This is a genomic window from Nonomuraea sp. 3-1Str, from assembly GCF_031570565.1.
Taxonomy (GTDB): domain Bacteria; phylum Actinomycetota; class Actinomycetes; order Streptosporangiales; family Streptosporangiaceae; genus Nonomuraea.
The window spans coordinates 184475-198635 of the sequence record NZ_JALHBK010000004.1 but is presented as its reverse complement, the minus strand read 5'-3'; the positions used below and the strand labels follow the sequence as shown (position 1 = coordinate 198635).

The 14161-nt window shown below is 73.3% G+C and carries 10 protein-coding genes; 3 read left to right on the top strand and 7 right to left on the bottom strand.

The genetic code is table 11. From position 1 onward, the window contains the following. The first annotated feature begins 99 nt into the window (after positions 1-99). Complete coding sequence (locus MTP10_RS09720) at positions 100-1179, top strand: DUF695 domain-containing protein (RefSeq protein WP_310708726.1); 1080 nt, start codon at positions 100-102, stop codon at positions 1177-1179. Between the two features lie 45 nt (positions 1180-1224). Here MTP10_RS09720 and MTP10_RS09715 read toward each other — a convergent pair whose 3' ends face one another. Next, complete coding sequence (locus MTP10_RS09715; RefSeq protein ID WP_310708725.1) at positions 1225-2388, bottom strand: cysteine desulfurase family protein; 1164 nt, start codon at positions 2386-2388, stop codon at positions 1225-1227. A gap of 53 nt (positions 2389-2441) precedes the next feature. On the opposite strand from MTP10_RS09715, the gene MTP10_RS09710 reads away from it, so the two are divergent. Both MTP10_RS09710 and MTP10_RS09705 read left to right on the top strand, forming a co-directional pair. Further along, positions 2442-2960 carry a TetR/AcrR family transcriptional regulator gene (locus tag MTP10_RS09710; RefSeq protein ID WP_310708724.1) on the top strand — a complete coding sequence of 173 codons (519 nt, stop codon included), beginning with the start codon at positions 2442-2444 and terminating at the stop codon, positions 2958-2960. 703 nt (positions 2961-3663) lie between these two features. Continuing rightward, positions 3664-4851, top strand: coding sequence for an MFS transporter (locus MTP10_RS09705; RefSeq protein WP_310708723.1), 1188 nt, complete (start codon positions 3664-3666; stop codon positions 4849-4851). Between the two features lie 164 nt (positions 4852-5015). Here the strand turns inward: MTP10_RS09705 and MTP10_RS09700 are convergent, their stop codons facing one another. The 6 genes from MTP10_RS09700 to MTP10_RS09675 all read right to left on the bottom strand — a co-directional run bounded on the left by MTP10_RS09700 (position 5016) and on the right by MTP10_RS09675 (position 14091). After that, positions 5016-5885, bottom strand: coding sequence for a hypothetical protein (locus tag MTP10_RS09700; RefSeq protein ID WP_310708722.1), 870 nt, complete (start codon positions 5883-5885; stop codon positions 5016-5018). Between the two features lie 385 nt (positions 5886-6270). Further along, positions 6271-7224, bottom strand: a complete 954-nt coding sequence (locus MTP10_RS09695; protein ID WP_310708721.1) for an electron transfer flavoprotein subunit alpha/FixB family protein — start codon at positions 7222-7224, stop codon at positions 6271-6273. 19 nt (positions 7225-7243) lie between these two features. Next, a complete protein-coding gene (locus tag MTP10_RS09690) occupies positions 7244-8023 on the bottom strand; it encodes an electron transfer flavoprotein subunit beta/FixA family protein (protein WP_310708720.1) in 780 nt (259 codons plus the stop codon). 245 nt (positions 8024-8268) lie between these two features. After that, a complete protein-coding gene (locus MTP10_RS09685) occupies positions 8269-9789 on the bottom strand; it encodes a serine/threonine-protein kinase (RefSeq protein WP_310708719.1) in 1521 nt (506 codons plus the stop codon). A 35-nt stretch (positions 9790-9824) separates the two neighbouring features. Continuing rightward, positions 9825-11660, bottom strand: coding sequence for a serine/threonine-protein kinase (locus MTP10_RS09680; RefSeq protein WP_310708718.1), 1836 nt, complete (start codon positions 11658-11660; stop codon positions 9825-9827). Positions 11661-11676: 16 nt separating this feature from the next. After that, on the bottom strand, positions 11677-14091 hold the full coding sequence (locus tag MTP10_RS09675; protein ID WP_310708717.1) for a protein kinase domain-containing protein: 2415 nt from the start codon (positions 14089-14091) through the stop codon (positions 11677-11679). Positions 14092-14161 lie beyond the last annotated feature (70 nt).

Below are 14161 nucleotides of genomic sequence, written 5' to 3'. Positions count from 1 at the left end.
CCTCGCGCCGATGGCGGGCCGCCGCGAGCCGGTGACGCCTGATGACGCCCCCCGGGGTGAGGAGGCGAGGACGCGCGGGGTCTGAAAGGATGCACGACTATGCGACTGTTCGGGCGCAAGGACGGCGAGGACGGCACCGGCGGGCACGGGACGGGCGGGCCGGGCGCCGGCGTGCCCGTGTTCTGGGCGTGGTGGCAGGAGGCGCGGCCCCGCGTCGAAGCCGTGGTGGCGGCCGGCGACGCGAACGGCCTGGCGGAGCTGCTCGACCCCGCCGTGAGCGCGCTGCATCCCGGCCTGGTCTGGGAGCTGGCCCCGGGCAAGGAGGCGGCGCACGCCCTGGTGGTGACCGCCGCCGGCGACGCCGAGCTGCGGCCGCTGGCCCACCGCTGGGCCAGGGCTGCGCCGCAGGGCGACCTGCTGTGGGAGTTCCACCCGTCGCGGCAGGCCGACCCGCGCGCCTCGGAGCGGACCTTCGACATGGACGGGCGCACGGTCGAGCTGGACAAGCTGACGCTGGGGCTGCGCGTGCCGCGCGACGGCTCGCGCGTGGACGTGTCGGCCTACCACCCGATCTTCGGCGAGCTCGACGAGGACATCCGGATGGAGGCGACGCTGCTCGCCCTCGACTGGCTGCTGGGCGAGGACGACGTGGCCCGGTGGGTGGGCGAGATCACGCCGGTGACGTTCGAGCCGATCGACGCGGTGGCCGCCGCGCACCTGCCGGCCGTGGTGGCCGACCTGGCCTCGGACCTCGCCCCCGGCCCCGGTGAGGAGCAGTGGGCGCTGCTGGAGGGGCAGACGGTCAGCGGTGCGCCGCTGCACGCGAGCGCCCGCCATCCGCTGCGGCCGGTGGACCATCCCCTGCTCGACCGGCACATCGAGATCACGCTGCCGTACCGGCACCGCGACGAGGGCGGCCTGCCCGCCGTCGGCTCGCTGACCTCGCTGCAGTCCTTCGAGGATCGGCTCACCGCCGGGCTGCTCGACCGCCGGGAGACGGCCCTGCTGGCCGTCCGGCTGAGCGCCGAGGGGTTGCGGATCTTCCACCTGTACGCCGACCGGGACGGCGACGCCCACACCTGGGCCGGGGAGCTGGTCAAGGAGTGGAACGAGGGCAAGGCGCGGGTGCAGGTGTCGGACGACCCCGCCTGGACGGCGGTCGCCCCCTTCCTCACCTGACTTCTCCGTCCTGGCTTCTCCGTCTTGGGCGGCGGGTCAGCCGGGTCAGCCGAGGCCGGCGCGGCGGGCGCGCTCGACGGCCGCCGGGAGCACCTCGATGAGCCGGTCCACGTCCTCCCGCGTCGAGGTGTGGCCCAGCGAGAACCTGAGCGACCCGCGCGCCGCCACCGTGTCGGCCCCCATGGCCAGCAGCACGTGGGACGGCTGGGCCACCCCGGCCGAGCAGGCCGAGCCGGTCGAGCACTCCACGCCCTTGGCGTCCAGCAGCATGAGCAGCGCGTCGCCCTCGCAGCCGGGGAAGGAGAAGTGGGCGTTGCCCGGCAGCCGCCCCTCCGGGTCGCCGTTGAGCACGACGTCGGGCACCGCCTGCCGTACGCGCCGGATGAGGTCGTCGCGCAGCTCCGTCAGCCGTAGCCGCTGGCTCTCCTGCTCCTTGACCGCGACCCGCACCGCGGCGGCGAAGCCCGCGACGGCGGGCACGTCCAGCGTGCCCGAGCGCACGTCGCGCTCCTGCCCGCCGCCGTGCTGCACGGGAACGGGCGTCAGGCCGCGCGCCAGCAGCAGCGCGCCGACGCCGACCGGGCCGCCTGTCTTGTGGCCGCTGACGGTGATCGCGTCGGCGCCCGACCCGGCGAACGACACGGGGAGCTGGCCGACCGCCTGCACCGCGTCGGTGTGGAACGGGATGTCGTGCTCGTGCGCCACCGCCGCCAGCGCCTGGACCGGCTGGACGGTGCCGACCTCGTTGTTGGCCCACATCACACTGACCAGGGCGACGCCGCCGGGGTCGCGGGCGATGGCGGCGCGCAGCGTGTCGGGGTGGACGCGGCCGACCTCGTCGACGGGCAGCGGCTCCACCTGGGCGCCCTGCGTGTCGGCCAGCCAGTGGACGGGGTCGAGGCCGGCGTGGTGCTCGATCGAGCTGATCAGGATGCGGCGGCGCGGGGCGCGCGCCCAGTAGAGGCCCTTGAGGGCGAGGTTGTCGGCCTCGGTGCCGCCGGAGGTGAACACCACCTCGCTCGGCCGGGCGCCGAGCGCGTCGGCGATGGTCTCGCGCGCCTCCTCGACGACCCTGCGCGCCCGCCGCCCGGCCGCGTGCAGCGACGAGGCGTTGCCGACCTGGCCGAGCTGCTCCGTCATGGCCTCGATCGCCTCGGGGAGCATGGGCGTGGTCGCGGCGTGATCGAGGTAGACCGAGGGTCTGTTCACCCGGCAAGGGTATCTCGTTTGCCACTGTACCGTCCGGACGGTACAGTGGAGGCATGAGACGGGATGAGCTGCTGGACGCCGCGGAGGATCTGCTGTGCGATCAGGGCTCGGCCGCGCTCACGCTCTCCGCCGTCGCCGACCGCGCGGGAGTGAGCAAGGGCGGTCTCCTCTACCACTTCAGTAGCAAGGAGACCCTGATCAAAGCCATGGTCGAGCGCCTCATCGACGACTTCGACCAGCTCATGGCCGCCCAGTCGGGCGACACCTACACCGAGCGCTACCTCACGGCCACGCTGGCCGCCGTACGCTCGGGCCGGCTGCGAAGATGGGCCGTCGTGACCGGCGCCTCGGGCAACCTGTTCCTGCTGGCGCCGCTGCGCGAGGCCATGACCCGCTGGCACCGCGACGAGTTGCGCGGGGAGCCCGACCCGCTGGCGTCGCAGGTCGTACGGCTCGCGTGTGAGGGGCTCTGGGACGTGGCCAGCCACGACCCGGAGCTCAACACGGAGAGCGACCTGCAGGCCCTGGAGGCCCGCCTCCGCTCCCTGCTGAAACCTCCCCCCATGTCCTAGCGCGCTGGGGTTTCCCTCCGCCGCGGTCCGTCCGCGTGTGAGACGGCCGCTCCGGGTCCCGGGCGCGGGGTTTCCGCGCGGGTTTCGGGCGCCGTTTACGGGCAGGCTTCGGGCGCGGTTTCCGGGCGGGCCGTGAACGCGGCGCGCGGCGGAAATAAGGCGGCGCGGGGCGGTGTTGGAGGCTCTGGCTCGGGAATCGTTCCTGGTCACGGCGGCCTGCGCGCGGCTCGGCGGTCGCGACGTGACCCGCCGTCCAGGCCGGGACGCCTGGCCCGACCGGAACGCTCCACGCCGAGCGGAACGCCCCCGTCCGAGAGCTTCGGCGGGACTCCCGGCCGAGTCGGAGGCGCCGTGTCCGGCTCGGCGGGTCCCGAAGGGTGGACGCGCGAAGGCGCGGACCTCGTCCCAGCCCCCCCACGGCCCAGCCGCATGCCGCCCCGCCTCCTGCCCGCAGGACGGCGGCCGCGTGCCCCGAGGCGCCCGGCTGCCCCAAGGGATGAGGAATTCCCACCCCAGCCCCTGAAGGGCGCCGGCCCCGGCCGGCACCCGCCCCGAACGGGCGCCGGCACCCCACGGCGCCCGCTCCCCCTGGGTGCCGACCCCGCCGGCGCCCGCCCCCGAAGGGGTGCCGGTCCCCCGCCGGCGCCCGTTCCCCCGACATTCCGACTGACTGACCTTGCGTGACGCTCTGAGAGGTGTGCTGATGGCGAAGGACCTGCGGATGGCCCGATACGGGGCAATCCTGACATTTGTGATGGCCGGCTTGATGGTGGGCACGATGACCGTGCGCATCCCGGCGCTGACCGACAAGCTGGGCCTGTCGGAGTCCGTCGTGGGCACGATCCTGCTCGTCTGGGGCCTCGGCGCCCTCGTCACCATGCAGTCGATGCGCCGCGCCATGGCCCGGTTCGGCAGCAGGTCGGTCCTGCGCGTCGGCGGGCCGCTGACGGCGGTCGGCCTGGCCGCCGTGGCGTACGCGCCCAACCTGCCCGTCCTCCTGGCCGCCGCCGCGTTCTTCGGCATGGCGTTCGGCATGGTGGACATCGCCATGAACGCCCAGGGCTCCACGGTCGAGCGCGCCTACGGACGTCCCCTCATGAACGGTATGCACGCGGGCTGGTGCGTCGGCGCCATCTCCGCCGGCGCCCTGGGCAGCGTGGCCATCGCGCTGGGCATGTCGTTCACCGCCAACCTGGCGCTCGTCGGCCTGCTCTCCCTGCCGGTGATGATCCTGGCCGGCCGCGCCTACCTGCCCGAGGCCCCCGCCTCCGAGGCCGGCACGGCCGCGCGGCGCCGCATGCCGCCGATCGTCTACCTGCTGGGCGCGCTGATGTTCTTCGCGTTCATGGTCGAGGGCACGGTCGCCGACTGGAACGGCCTGTTCATGCGCGACACGCTGGGCGCGCCTGAGGCGCTGGCGGCGCTCGGCTATCCCGTGTTCGAGGCGGGCATGCTGCTCGCGCGGCTGACCGGCGACCGGCTGCGGTCCCGGTTCGGGGTGCGCGGCATGCTGACCGTGTCGGGGCTGGCCACGGCCGGGTTCTTCACGGTCGTGCTGGCGTCGCCCGCGCCGCTGATGGCGGTGCTCGCGATGTTCTTCGTCGGGCTGGGCGTGGCGACGATCTCGCCGATGACGCTCTCGCTCGCGGGGACCGCCACGGACAACCCGGGTCCGGCCATCGCGCAGGCAGGGGCCATGGGGTACGCGGGGCTGCTGCTCGGGCCGGTCGTCATCGGCTTCCTGTCGGACGCCACCTCACTGCGTACCGCGCTCGGGATCGCGGTGGTGCTCGGCGTGCTGATCGCGCTGGCGTCCCGCCTGCTGCCGCGCGAGGAGCCCGCGGCTGTCCGGGTGCTGCCGGCGCGCGAGCGCGTCGAGGTCGCCGCCTGACAGTTGTCACCGTTCAGCCTCGCACCTGGGCCGCTGCTCCGTCGAGAGCCGCCGTGCGAGGCTGAACGCCATGGTGAAGCCGTACACCACAGCCGTGGTCTTCGCGATCCCGGCGGTCCCCAGCCTCCTCCAGTTCGACGAGCTGCTGGTGTCCGCGCTGATGACTATCCGTCGCTCTGGTCGAACAGATCCCGCAGAGTCTGGACGGTCACCGCGCGAGTGGTCCAGCTTTCCAGCCGGGCAAGATCAGCGCAGGTGGAGATCTGGGCGCGTATGTCGTCCGGAACGTCGAAGCCACGGGCGCCCAGCACGAGCAGGAGCATCCTGGCGGCCTCTTCGGCTTTGCCTTCGTCGAGACCGCGACCGTAGTGTTCGCGGGCGAAGGGGCTGTAGACGGGCCAGTCTGTGGACGTCATGATCTCCTCCAGGAGGTGCCGCACTTCGGGCGCCGACATGCTGTAGGCGTATTCATAGTACTTCGGAGCGTGTTCATCACGCAGCGCGGTCAACGCCGTGGCGAAAGCCTCCACCACCTTGCGGTCACGGCCGTGAACCATCACCGCCATGACCGACAACGCCAGGTTGGCCGCAGCCTCCTGAGGATCGATGATGGCCGGTATGCCGTCCGGGCCCAGCACCCGGGCCTGCAAGCGATAACCGGTCAGCCCGGAATCGATCGGCACCGCATAATGGGCGGCAACCCCACGATCGGGACAGACGATCAGGACCGTGACATCACAGCGCAGTATCAACCACAACGCGGCGGCATAGCGCGCCAGTTGCCGGGGGGCCTTGGACTTGTCCTGCTGGATCTCCACGATGATGGCGTGTGCGGGCGCCTGCGGAGGCCCCAGGACGAGGACCAGGTCGGCCTCGATGTCGTCGGAAGGTCGAGTGTTGAAGGTGCACTCCTCCAGCCGGATCAGCGGAGTGGCAGGCAGGTGCATTCCCAGAAGATCACGCAGAACCTCGACCGCCAACTGGGGACGGTTGCTGAACAGCCGGATGAGGGCGTCATGACGGGGGGACGGCATGGCACTTATTGTCACACGTCAAGCACATGGAGTTACGGAAAATGGCGGTCCTAGCTCGCCGTTTCCGGAGGCCTCCGCCCGCCCCGCGCCACCACCACTGACGTCTTCCGGCACGCAGCCCACGACTAGTGACCCGGAGGTGGCGTCATTCGCTGATCCAGGGCGTTCCCCGCCATATGACGCCGATCCGACGTGATCGGCCAGCGAATCGGCGAAGCGGCTCTTGCGCGGGGGTTTGGGGGGCCGCGCCCCCCAATGTCACAGCCTGAGCTCCCGGCGCGAAGCGGCTCTTGCGCGGGGGTTTGGGGGGCTGCGCCCCCCAATGTCACAGCCTGAGCTCCCGGCGCGAAGCGCCATTCAGCGAAGACCGTGCTCCCCCCTGCGGCTACTTGCGCTTGGCGACCTCGTCGGCGAGCTGCGGCACGACCTGGTGCAGGTCGCCCACCACGCCGTAGTCGGCGAGCTCGAAGATCGGCGCCTCCGGGTCCTTGTTGATCGCCACGATCGTCTTCGCGGTCTGCATGCCGGCCCGGTGCTGGATGGCGCCGGAGATGCCGGCCGCGATGTAGAGCTGCGGCGACACGGTCTTGCCGGTCTGCCCGACCTGGAACTGGTGCGGGTACCAGCCGGCGTCCGTGGCGGCGCGGGAGGCGCCCACGGCCGCGCCGAGCGCGTCGGCCAGGCCCTCGATGACCGAGAAGTTCTCGGCCGAGCCGACGCCGCGCCCGCCGGAGACCACGATCGCGGCCTCGGTGAGCTCCGGACGCGCGCCCTTCTCCTGCTTGACCCGCTCGACGATGCGGGCGGCCCTGGCGGTGTCGCTCAGGGAGAGCGACACCTCCTCCTCCGTGCCGGCGCCGGCGGCGGGCTCGGGGGCGGTCGAGTTGGGGCGTACGGCGACGATGGGCGTGCCCCTGCGCACCCGGGAGCGGACGTTCACGCCGCCACCGAAGATCGACTGGTCGGCCACGAAGCCCTCGCCGAGACCCACGGCGTCGGTGATGACGCCCGAGTCGGTCTTGACCGCGAGGCGGCCGGCGACCTCCTTGCCCTCGGCCGTGGCCGCCACCAGCACCGCGGCGGGCGACTTCTCGGCCACGAGCTGGGCGAGCAGCTCGGCCTTGGGGGCCACCACGTAGTCGACCACGTCGCCGGAGGAGGCGACGTAGATCTTCTCGGCGCCGTACTCGGCCAGCCTGGCCTTGGCCCCGTCGGTGATGCCGGGGCCGGCCCAGACGGCGGCCGGCGTGCCGAGGGAGCGGGCCAGCGTCAGCAGCTCCAGCGTGACCTTCTTGACCTCGCCGTCGACCTGCTCGACGAGAACGAGAATCTCCGACATATCAGCAAAACCCCCGTTCTCAGATGAACTTCTTGGAGGCGAGGAACTCGGCGGCCTTCACGCCGCCGTCGCCCTCGTCCTTGACGATGGTGCCGGCCGCGCGCGGCGGGGCCGCGGCGAAGTCCACGACCTCGGACCAGGCCGCGCCGAGGCCCACCTGGTCCGCGGCGATCTCCGCGTCGGCGATGCCGAGCGTCTCGACCGGCTTCTTCTTGGCCGCCATGATGCCCTTGAAGGACGGGTAGCGCGGCTCGTTGATCTTCTCCACCACGGAGACGACGGCGGGCAGGGTGGCCTCGACCCGGTCGAACCCGTAGTCGGTCAGCCGCTGGATCGTGATGGACGACCCGTCGACCTCGACCTTGTTGGCGAGGGTGAGCTGCGGGGTGCCGAGCCGCTCGGCCAGCATCGCGGCGAGCACGCCGGTGCGGGCGTCGGTGGACTCGGAGCCGAGGATGACCAGGTCGAAGCCGATCCGCTTCAGCACCTGCGCCATCGCATAGGAGGTGGACAGCGCGTCGGAGCCGCGCAGGGCGTCGTCGCTGAGGTGGACCGCCTTGTCGGCGCCCATGGCCAGGGCCTTGCGGATGGTCTCGGTGGCCTTGCCGGGGCCCATGGTGAGGACGGTGACCTCACCGCCGTGGGCCTCCTTGAGCTTGAGGGCCTCCTCGACCGCGTACTCGTCCAGCTCGTTGACCACGCCGTCTACGGCGTCACGGTCGAGCGTCTTGTCATCGGACCGCAGCTTGCGCTCGGTCGCCGTGTCGGGGACCTGCTTCACGCAGACGACGATGTTCATGGCCGGTGGCCGACCTCCCGTGCTCGCGTGCGCCACCGCGTCGGTGCGGCGGGCGCTGGATGCTGTCCAGACTGCCAGGTGTCGCGTGGGCTCCGTGACAGCGGGTGGCACGAGTCGTTCCCGGCCCCCCGCCGACATGTTACCCATGGGTAGCTTAGCCGCAAACACGACCTTCCGTACTCGCGTCCCGGCTTCACCAGGCCACCCTACCGAACTTTGTTCGGTACGCGGCGAGGGGCCACCGGTCAGGCGGACAGCAGGAACACGATCCCGACGACCAGCGCGGTGCCCGCGAAGAGCGCGAGCGTGAACGTGCTGAACGCCGCGCTCAGCCCCAGGCACAGCCCCGCCGCGCCCGCGATGCTCGCGAAGTCCACGACGATCCGGCTCGTCCGGTACGGCCTGCGGGAGAACAGTGCCACGCCCGCGTCGGCCACCACCGCCAGCGTGTAGCCGGCCAGCAGGAACAGCGCCACCTCCGGCAGCGGCTCGCGCGCCGCGGCGGCCAGCAGCGCCACGAACAGGGCGGAGCCGATCACCCAGCGCCTGCGCACCTTCTCCCGGTGCCGCGCCATGGACTCCTCGGCGGAGCGGCGCCGCGGGTCGTCGCCGGGCCGCCACTCGCGCGTCTCCAGATCGTGCAGCCCCTCGCGGCGACGCTCGGCCCGCGATCGGCGGCGCTCACGCGGCAGGTCGGCGGGCCGCGGCAGGTCGGCGGGCCGCGGCCGGACGGCCGGACCTCCGGCCGCCGCGCCACCCAACGGAGGAACGCCCGCCGCGAGAGCGCCCCCGGCTGAACCGCCCGGCACGGACTCGCCCAGCAAGGACTTTCCCTGCACGGACTCGCCCGGCACGGAGTCGCCCGGCACGGACGCTCCCGGCACGGACTCTCCCGGCGAAGGGCAGAACGCGGCCGAGGCGGCGGTGGAAGTGACAGCGGGCGAGGTGGCGGGCGGCTGCTGCCCGTCGTGCGCCTCCACCGCCCCGGCTCGCGCGGGACCGGCGAGGGCGCCCAGGTGCGTGCACAGCTCGGCGGCCGTCGGGCGGTCCGCGGGATCCGTGGACAGACAGCGGCGCAGCAGCGGCTCCAGCCACTCCGGTGTCCCCTCCAGGTCCGGCTCGTGGTGGACGACCCGGTAGGCCACCGCCGAAGCCGGGCCCTGCCCGTACGGCTGCCGTCCGGTGGCCGCGTACGCCAGCGTGGCGCCGAAGGAGAACACGTCGGCCGCCATGCCCGCCTCATGCCCTTCGAGCACCTCAGGCGCCAGGTAGCCCGGCGTGCCCACCACCGCCCCCGAGGCCGTCACCGACAGCGAGTCGAGCGCGCTCGCGATGCCGAAGTCGATGACCACGGCCCGCCCTTCGGCCATCATCACGTTGGCCGGCTTGAGGTCGCGATGGATGACCCCGGCCTCGTGCATGGCGAGCAGCGCCGCGGCCAGCCCGGCCGCGAGCCGCGGCAGGTCGGCCACCGGTACGGGCACCGCGCTGAGCGGCCTGCCCTGGACGTACCGGGTCACCAGGTACGGCCGCGCCACGTCCAGCGAGGCGTCGAGCACCTCCGCCACGTACGGACCGCCGACCCGGCGCATCGTCTCGACCTCGCGCGCCAGCCGCGCCAGCGCGACGGTGTCGGCCACGACGTGCGGATGCAGCACCTTGACCGCGACCGTGCGCCCTTCGGGGTCGAGCGCGAGATGCACCTCGCCGAAACCGCCGGAGCCGAGCCTGGAGAGCAGGTGGTACGGGCCGAGATGCTCGCTCATACCGCTTCCTTCCCCTCAGGGGCGCGTCGGGACACTCACGACCAGGGCGACAGGAAGCCCAGTCCCACCCTTCGCAGGAGGTCGTCGACAAGGCCGGTGAAGAGCCCCATCGCGCTGTCCTGGGCGTTGCGCGTCAGCTCCCTGATCACGGTCTCGGGAGCGCGCCACGGGCTCCACACCGTCTCCTGGCCCAGCGCGAACATCGCGACGACCAGCGTCAGGGTGCCCACCGCCAGCAGCGCGACCGTGGCGGCTCCGGGGCTGCGCAGCATGCCGGTGATCGCGCGGGTGACGGTCCGGCGGGGCGGTCCGCCGCCCGGCAGCACGAACAGGCCGGCCGAGAAGACGCCGGCCGCCCACGCGGCGGCCTCGTTGACGCCCATGCTGCCGCCCCAGCGGAGCACGCCGTACGCGCAGAGGCCGAACAGGATCGACAGCGGCACGTGGACCAGCGACACGAGCGCCGCCTTGACCAGCGCCCACGGGGTGCCGACGAGCACGAGCAGCGGGTCGGCGGCGCTGGAGCCGCGGATCTGGCGGCGCTTGACCATGTCGCCGAACAGGTAGTCGCCCACCCGCAGCACCACCGCGAGCGCGATGGCGACCGCCCCCACGGCGACGGGCATCATGACGGTCAGCGCGACGAGCATGACCAGCAGCAGCCCGCCGATGAGCTGGCTGCCCACGAGGTAGCGCTTGCGCTCGGCGGGCGGCGTGTACGGGGGCGGAGTGGCCGGGCGGCGACCGCCCTGGGTCGCGGGCGCGCTCGCGGGTGCCGTGGGCGGCCGGTATCCGGGAGCCGGGTAGCCGGGGGCGCGGCCGGGATGGCCGGCGACCCGCTGGTCCGGCCGCGGCGCGGGCGCGCGGGCCGGCATGGGCGCCGGTACGTAGGGCGGCGGGCGCTCCTCCTGCCGCGGCCTGGGCGGCTCCTGCCGGGGCGGCGGCGTGCCGTACTCGACGGGCGGCAGCAGGTCGGCGTACGAGTCGAGGACCCGGGTGCGGCTGGACAGCTTCTTGGTGCCGCCGGGCCCGGTGTCCGGCGTCGTCTCGTGGAAGGTCGTGACCGACGGGTCGAGCGCCCTGGCCATCCGCAGCAGCTGCTGGGCGCTGGGCCGGGAGGCGGGTTCGACGTCGAGGGCGCGGGTGAGCCAGCCGCGCAGCCACGCGGGCGCCTTGTCGAGCTGGGCCCGCCCCTCCATGATGTTGAAGCAGACCACCTCGAACGTGCCGGTCCCGAACGGCGGCGCGCCCGTCGCGGCGAAGAACACCGTCGAGGCCAGCGCGTGGACGTCGGCCGCCTGGGTGATCTCCGAGTCGCGGATGATCTCCGGGGCGAGGTAGCCCGGCGTGCCGACGAACATGCCCGTCTGGGTCAGCCGGGTGGCGTTGACCAGGTGGGCGATGCCGAAGTCGATGACCAGCGGCTCACCGTCGACCAGCATGACGTTGGACGGCTTGAAGTCGCGGTGGATCACGTCGGCGGCGTGGATGGCCACGAGCGCCTGGCAGAGCCCGCGGGCGAGTTTGATCACCTCGCCCGCCGCCAGCGGACCGTCGTTGAGCACGGTCTCCTCCAGCGTGCGGCCCGGCGCGAAGCGGGTCACCACGTACGGCTGGCCCCCGACGAGCTCGGCGTCGAGCACCTCGGCCACGTGCGGGCTGCGCACGCGGCGCATGGTCTCGACCTCACGGGTGAGCCGGTCGCGGGCCTTGAGGTCGGCGGCCACGTGCGGGTGCAGGACCTTGATGGCGACCTCGCGGCCCTCGGAGTCGACGCCGAGGTGGACAACCCCCATGCCGCCTTCGCCGATCTTCCGTACCACCCGGTAGGGGCCGAGTCGCTCTGGCGCCTGGGTGTTGCCCGTGCTCATCGCCGTCTTCCCCCCGTCATCCCCCCGCGTCCCCCTTCAGTCCGTCGAGCTGCTTCACCACAGGTCCCACGTCCACCGGAGTCCATACGGCCCTCCTCGCGTCGTCCCTGAACGTGCCGTAGGCGAGGACCAGCGACAGCGCCGCGGCCGCCGCCAGGACGCCCGCGACGACCACCGCCGCTGTTCTCGAGGGTACGAGGGAAGCGAGCGTCCTGCGCATCTGGCGCCCCGGACCCTCCACTCCCGGCCCCGCGCACAGGGTCCAGAGGGCGACCGCCGCCCCCCAGGCCAGCGCGTTGTACGGGTCCGTCCCGAGCACCACGGTGAGCAGCAGCGTAACCGGTAGCCCGAGGATGAGCGCGTAAAGCACGAGGGCGAGCGTGATGCCCACGGACTTGGCCAGGGCTCGCGGATGCCCGAACACCCTGACCACGTCCAGCGCCGCCGCGCCGGTCGAGCGGCGGGCGATCAGCTCGGGCTGGGCCAGGTCGGCGGCGCGCAGCAGCACCGCGACGGGTACGACGACCACGGCCACCAGCACGGGCGCCATGACCGCCGACACGATCATGATGAGGAGCAGCATCGCGCCCGCCACGCCGTACGCCCGGGAGCGCTGGAGCGCCTGGCCGGGCACGGCGCCCGGGATGAACAGCTCCCGCTTGGTCCTCGGGTCCGGGGGGTACTGGGGCTGTGCGGGGATGTAGGGCGGCGGCTGCTGCTGGACGGGGCGCGGCTGCGGCACCGGCGCGGGGCCGGACGGTCCGCCGGGTCCGGCGGGTCCGCCCATGCCGAACCCGTGCCCGGCCGGATGTCCCGCCGGGTGCCCGCCCTGATGGCTCGCCTGGTGGCCGGCGCCGGGCGCGGCGTGCGGCCCGGAGAACGCGGCGGGCCCGGCGTGCGGGCCCGGTCCGGGGTACGGGACCGATCCGTGGGACTGGGCCGGTCCGTGGGACACGGCCGGTCCGTGGGGCGGCGCCGAGGCGGCGTGCGGGCCCGATCCTGGGTACGGCGCGGGGCCGGCGTTCGGTCCCGTGCCGGGGGCGGGTGAGGCGTTGGGGCGGCCGTAGTCGACGTTCGGACGGCCGTAGTCGGGCGTGTCGGGGCGTACGCGCCGGGTCGGCAGGTCGCCGTCGTGCGACGGCGGCGGGACGTGCTCGCCGGGGCGCGCGGAGAAGGCGTCGTCGCCCGGCCGCGGCGCGTTGCGCCACGGCTGCGAGCCGGCCTCCTGCTGCATGCGGCGCAGCTCCTCGGGCGTCACGCGGCGGGTCGGCCACGGGTCGCCCTCGTCGCTCGCCCACGGGTCGTCCTGGTCACCGCCGGCGGCCGGGCCGCCGACCGCGGGCGCGCCTGCCTGGCCGGGAAGCAGCGACACGAACGGCTGGTCCGTCTGCGCGAGGTCCTGGTGCGACGGCATCTGCCCGGAGACGCCGGAGACCCCCAAGACGCCGGGAACCCCGGGAACGGGCCCGCCGGGCCGGCCGAAGCGGGCGTCCTGGCCGTCGAGGAGCTGCCGGGGCGTGACCGGCGGCGTGGAGATCTCCCACGACGGCCGCTCCGTGACGGGCCGCGGCGCCGCCAGGTCGAACTGCGACCGGTCGGGCCCCGGCACGGTGGAGATCTCGTCAGGCGCCCGGCCCGGTGTCCGGGGCAGCATGCGCGCGGTCTGCTCGGCCAGCTCGGCCGCCTTCGGCCGCTTGGCCGGGTTGCGCTGGAAGGCGGCCTTGAGCAGCGGCTGGAGCTCGGCCGGGGCGGCGCCGATCTCGGCCTTGCCGGCGGTGATGTTGTAGAAGACCATCTCCAGCGTGCCCTTGCCGAAGGGCGGCTGGCCGGTGCTGGCGTACAGCAGCGTGCCGGCCCACGCGTGGACGTCGACCTCCGGCCCCGCCTCCTGACCCTCGATGATCTCCGGGGCGAGGTAGCCGGGCGTGCCGATGAACATGCCGGTCTGGGTCAGCCGCGTCGCGTCGACAGCCTGCGCGATGCCGAAGTCGATGAGCACCGGCTCGCCGTCGAGGATGAGCACGTTGCCCGGCTTCAGGTCGCGGTGGATCACGCCGACGGAGTGGACGGCGGCCAGCGCCGTCGCCACGCCGTGCGCGATGCGCACCAGCGCGGGCAGGTCCAGCGGGCCGTCGTCCTTGACGATCTCGTCCAGCGAGCGTCCGGCGACGTAGCGCGTGACGATGTACGGACGATGACCGGTCACGTCGGCGTCGACGACCTCGGCGATGTACTTGCTGCGCGCGCGGCGCATGGTCTCGACCTCGCGCGACAGCCGTCGCCTGGCGACCTCGTCGCCGGCGACCTCGCCCCGCAGGACCTTGACCGCCACCTGCCGGCCCTGGGGGTCGGCAGCGAGGTGGACAACGCCCATTCCGCCTTCACCGAGCCGCCTGAGCAGCCGGTAAGGGCCAAGTCGGTCATCGTTCATGGCATGAAGCACCATACCGGCTTAATCCCCGCCCACGAGATGAACCATGAGGCCACATTCCCACTCGTAC